This window comes from Loigolactobacillus rennini DSM 20253 (assembly GCF_001436505.1).
In the GTDB taxonomy this organism is placed as follows: Bacteria; Bacillota; Bacilli; order Lactobacillales; family Lactobacillaceae; genus Loigolactobacillus; species Loigolactobacillus rennini.
The window spans coordinates 5,123-8,200 of sequence record NZ_AYYI01000080.1 but is presented as its reverse complement, the minus strand read 5'-3'; the positions used below and the strand labels follow the sequence as shown (position 1 = coordinate 8,200).

The following is a 3,078-nucleotide window of genomic DNA, read 5'->3' as shown; positions in this document are numbered from 1 at the left end:
GAGCGGGATCAGCGTAAGCCACAGCAGATTAAGGCAGTGATTGATTGGTGCCAGGCAGATCCGTTTTGGCTGACTAACATTTTGTCGCCAGCTAAACTGCGTAAACAGTACGACCGGTTAAAAATAAAAATGGACCAAGAAACACCGTATCAGTCTAACCTGCCACCTGATACACCTGAGATCCCAATGTACAACTGGGCAGAGGAGTAGGTGGTCATAGTGATTGTTAACGGTCGTCTAGCAGCAGTTAAGGGCAAGCAGTTGGTTATTAGCCTTGACGAGGCCTTAGACGTTGATCAAGTGGACAAGTTAACCGGGGAGCAGCAACCAAGCGTAGAGCTAGAGATTGAGGATAACCGCATGATTACCCCAGAGCAGCGCAAAAAGGCCTGGGCTTTAGTCAACGACATTGCCAACTGGCAGGGTGACCTGCCCAAGGTCGTTGAGGAGACGTTTAAATACTTTGCGATGATTACCTACAACGAGATCAATACGCACTTTAGCCTGAGTAATTGCAGCATGACGACGGCGCGGTTGTACATTGAGCTGCTACTGACGTTTTGTTTTAAGTGGGATGTGCCTTTTACGACTAAAACCTGGGATGCGGTTAGTAGTGATTACGCCACCCAGATGCAGTGCTTAAAGCATCGTGAGTGTGTCATTTGTCGCAAGCGTGCCCAGTTTGCGCACATGGAAACTGTGGGTATGGGCAGCAACCGCCGGCGGATTGACCACAGCCAGCACCACTTTATGGCGTTATGTCCAGTACATCACGCAGAACAACACAATCTCGGCATTAATAGTTTTATTGCTAAGTACCACATTAAGCCGCTCAGATTGACTTATGACGAGCTGGTTAAATTAAAGATCATGCAACAAGGCACAGCTTACTTTTTTAAGGAGCAAGCAGAACAGCAACGGAGGCAGTGATATGGATTTAATTGCACACATTCAGCAAGACCAAGCACAGCGCCAAGCATTGGTGGATTGGAGGCATAATCAAGAGGCTATCCAGCTTTTAGCCGCAGTGGCAGAAAGCTATAGGAGGAGTTGTATGAAAGAAGTTAAAGCCATTAAGAAGCCCATTCCAGTTACAGCTTTTCAAGCCGAAACAGCGCTTGATATTAAAACATTGGAAGGTATAATGCATGCGAATATCGGCGATTGGATTATAACAGGCATTGATGGTGAGCAATGGCCGGTTAAAAAAGAAATCTTTGAAAAAACATATGACATTATAAGAGGATAACTAATGAATATGAAAAATGAATCATACATTGACGAGTTTAGACTTTTTAAAACAACTGAAACTGACTATCAGAAAGCCTTCTGGTATTTAATTAAGACGGGTTGGAAATTTAATTGCAATCACGATTATGACGAGGACTATAGCGCAATTGTCGTTGATGCACCAGCAATGATAAGTGATTATTTTAATTTGAATTACAACGATTATTATAAAGTATTTAAATTTTCTGATTGGTCTTTAGTTAATGATGTTTGGCGTGATGCGGTTGAATATTGTTTAAAAGTAATTAATAAAATTTATATTGACCAAAAAGCGGAGGAAGCCGATTTTGATAGACAATTTTTAACTCCTTATCGAGATGCAGCAGAATCGGAGGAACCACGATGACAGATGAAGAGCAAAAGAAAATGGTTGCAAGTATTAAAGCTTTAGGCAAATCATACCATGACGTACTTCAGCGAATTAGCAAATATGAACCTTTATTTCAAGGGCAAGATCAATGTTCTTATTGTCAAAGACGACGCCCAATTATTCAAACACCAGATACTGAGTTACGAATTATTTATGGTAACAAACTATCTAGCTGGATTAAAGTAGGAAAGTCAGTTAGTCAAAACATTAAGTTTTGCCCTATGTGCGGGCGGAAATTATAGGAGAAATAATGATAAAAGCATTTAAAGTTTGCTTAATTAGTAGTTGTTCTGTGATCATTTTATCCATTTTCTTAATGGCAATGAGTTTTTTTAATTTAGTTGATATCAAGGTTTCGACTGGTTTTGTTTTTATTGGATTAGCGTTAGCTAGTACTGCTTGGTTGTTTCTTTTACTTGATGACTTAATTAAAAAGTGATGGAGGAATAAAAATGAGTAATAAAGCATGCAAATTTTGTAGCGAACATCCGAATAGTTTGCTTTTAGGGACCATTCTTACTGGTGACGGCGCAGCAGCCTTAACTGGTGTTGCAATTGAAGAAAATCATTTAGTGCTTAGTACCGAGAAGAATAGTGAAATTGATAGCATGGTAATTGAACATTGCCCCATGTGCGGCAGGAAATTGGAGTGGTAAACATGAAATTAGAAAGACTTGTGGTTCCCAAAAGCACTGAAGGGCAGTCTGATATTTTAGTTCGAGCAATGAGTGTTGGCTGGACTTTCCAATGTGAGTGCAATGGCAATACTGATAATGATGCTGAAGTCTGGTTTAATGGCGAAATTACTCCTCCAGATTGGATAGATGGAAAATTTAATACGTGCTTTCACTATGATGTAAATCAAGAAATTGAAGGCGTTAGTGTCATTGAGGTAATGACTAGGGCGTGTGAATATATTGTTGATTGCTACAACCAGATTGCTAACGAACTGGAAGAGAAAATTGATTTTTGGCAAAGATGTGCAACTGATATTAAAGGAGTACGAGTTTGTGAAACGCAAAAAGAAGAAAAAATCAGTAATCAAGAAGAAAAAACGACGGATGCAGGCTAAGCGGCGTGAGAATGAGCTTAAGAACGCTCCGCCTTTTGACAAAGCGCTTTACCGTGCAATAAACACAATTTTAAAGTGAGGGATAAAAATGAGCGAACAGTTAGACCTTAAATTATCGGAACTAGCTAGCGGCGGTGTGCAGGAGAAATTTAATCGAGAGCTAAAACGGGTGGCAGAAAACATACTGGACCCCAATACTGATCCAAAGAAGAAACGCAAAATAACACTAACAACTACTTTTATGCCTAATGACGAGCGCAACGTAGTCACTGTGAGCGTTGCTGCCAAGTCTACGCTAGTACCTGATAACGAGGTTAGCGCCACGGTGCTGATGGGGCGTAATACA

7 protein-coding genes and 2 pseudogenes are annotated in these 3,078 nt (G+C 40.5%); all 9 read left to right on the top strand.

Annotated elements, in window-relative coordinates; all coding sequences use genetic code 11:
• Window positions 1–210: pseudogene (locus FC24_RS11595) on the top strand (replication protein); the annotation flags it as partial.
• 9 nt (window positions 211–219) lie between these two features.
• Window positions 220–930, top strand: a complete 711-nt coding sequence (locus FC24_RS09255; protein ID WP_057874591.1) for a putative HNHc nuclease — start codon at window positions 220–222, stop codon at window positions 928–930.
• 1 nt (window position 931) lies between these two features.
• A complete protein-coding gene (locus tag FC24_RS11960) occupies window positions 932–1,249 on the top strand; it encodes a hypothetical protein (protein ID WP_420805258.1) in 318 nt (105 codons plus the stop codon).
• Between the two features lie 3 nt (window positions 1,250–1,252).
• On the top strand, window positions 1,253–1,636 hold the full coding sequence (locus tag FC24_RS09245) for a hypothetical protein (RefSeq protein WP_057874590.1): 384 nt from the start codon (window positions 1,253–1,255) through the stop codon (window positions 1,634–1,636).
• Window positions 1,633–1,902 (top strand): hypothetical protein, encoded by a 270-nt coding sequence (locus tag FC24_RS09240; RefSeq protein WP_057874589.1) that lies wholly within the window; start codon window positions 1,633–1,635, stop codon window positions 1,900–1,902. The genes FC24_RS09245 and FC24_RS09240 overlap by 4 nt, the downstream gene beginning before the upstream one ends.
• 8 nt (window positions 1,903–1,910) lie before the next feature.
• On the top strand, window positions 1,911–2,099 hold the full coding sequence (locus tag FC24_RS09235; RefSeq protein ID WP_057874484.1) for a hypothetical protein: 189 nt from the start codon (window positions 1,911–1,913) through the stop codon (window positions 2,097–2,099).
• A gap of 13 nt (window positions 2,100–2,112) precedes the next feature.
• Window positions 2,113–2,316 (top strand): hypothetical protein, encoded by a 204-nt coding sequence (locus tag FC24_RS09230; protein ID WP_057874588.1) that lies wholly within the window; start codon window positions 2,113–2,115, stop codon window positions 2,314–2,316.
• A gap of 2 nt (window positions 2,317–2,318) precedes the next feature.
• Window positions 2,319–2,732 (top strand): hypothetical protein, encoded by a 414-nt coding sequence (locus tag FC24_RS09225; RefSeq protein WP_057874587.1) that lies wholly within the window; start codon window positions 2,319–2,321, stop codon window positions 2,730–2,732.
• An 88-nt stretch (window positions 2,733–2,820) separates the two neighbouring features.
• Window positions 2,821–3,078 (top strand): annotated as a pseudogene (locus tag FC24_RS11800) (replication terminator protein); the annotation flags it as partial.

What these genes read in the sequence shown, in the direction of transcription:
- FC24_RS11960 (WP_420805258.1), top strand. Translation starts at nt 932, where the DNA reads ATGGATTTAATTGCACACATTCAGCAAGACCAAGCACAGCGCCAAGCA.
- FC24_RS09245 (WP_057874590.1), top strand. Translation starts at nt 1,253, where the DNA reads ATGAATATGAAAAATGAATCATACATTGACGAGTTTAGACTTTTTAAA.
- FC24_RS09240 (WP_057874589.1), top strand. Translation starts at nt 1,633, where the DNA reads ATGACAGATGAAGAGCAAAAGAAAATGGTTGCAAGTATTAAAGCTTTA.
- FC24_RS09235 (WP_057874484.1), top strand. Translation starts at nt 1,911, where the DNA reads ATGATAAAAGCATTTAAAGTTTGCTTAATTAGTAGTTGTTCTGTGATC.
- FC24_RS09230 (WP_057874588.1), top strand. Translation starts at nt 2,113, where the DNA reads ATGAGTAATAAAGCATGCAAATTTTGTAGCGAACATCCGAATAGTTTG.
- FC24_RS09225 (WP_057874587.1), top strand. Translation starts at nt 2,319, where the DNA reads ATGAAATTAGAAAGACTTGTGGTTCCCAAAAGCACTGAAGGGCAGTCT.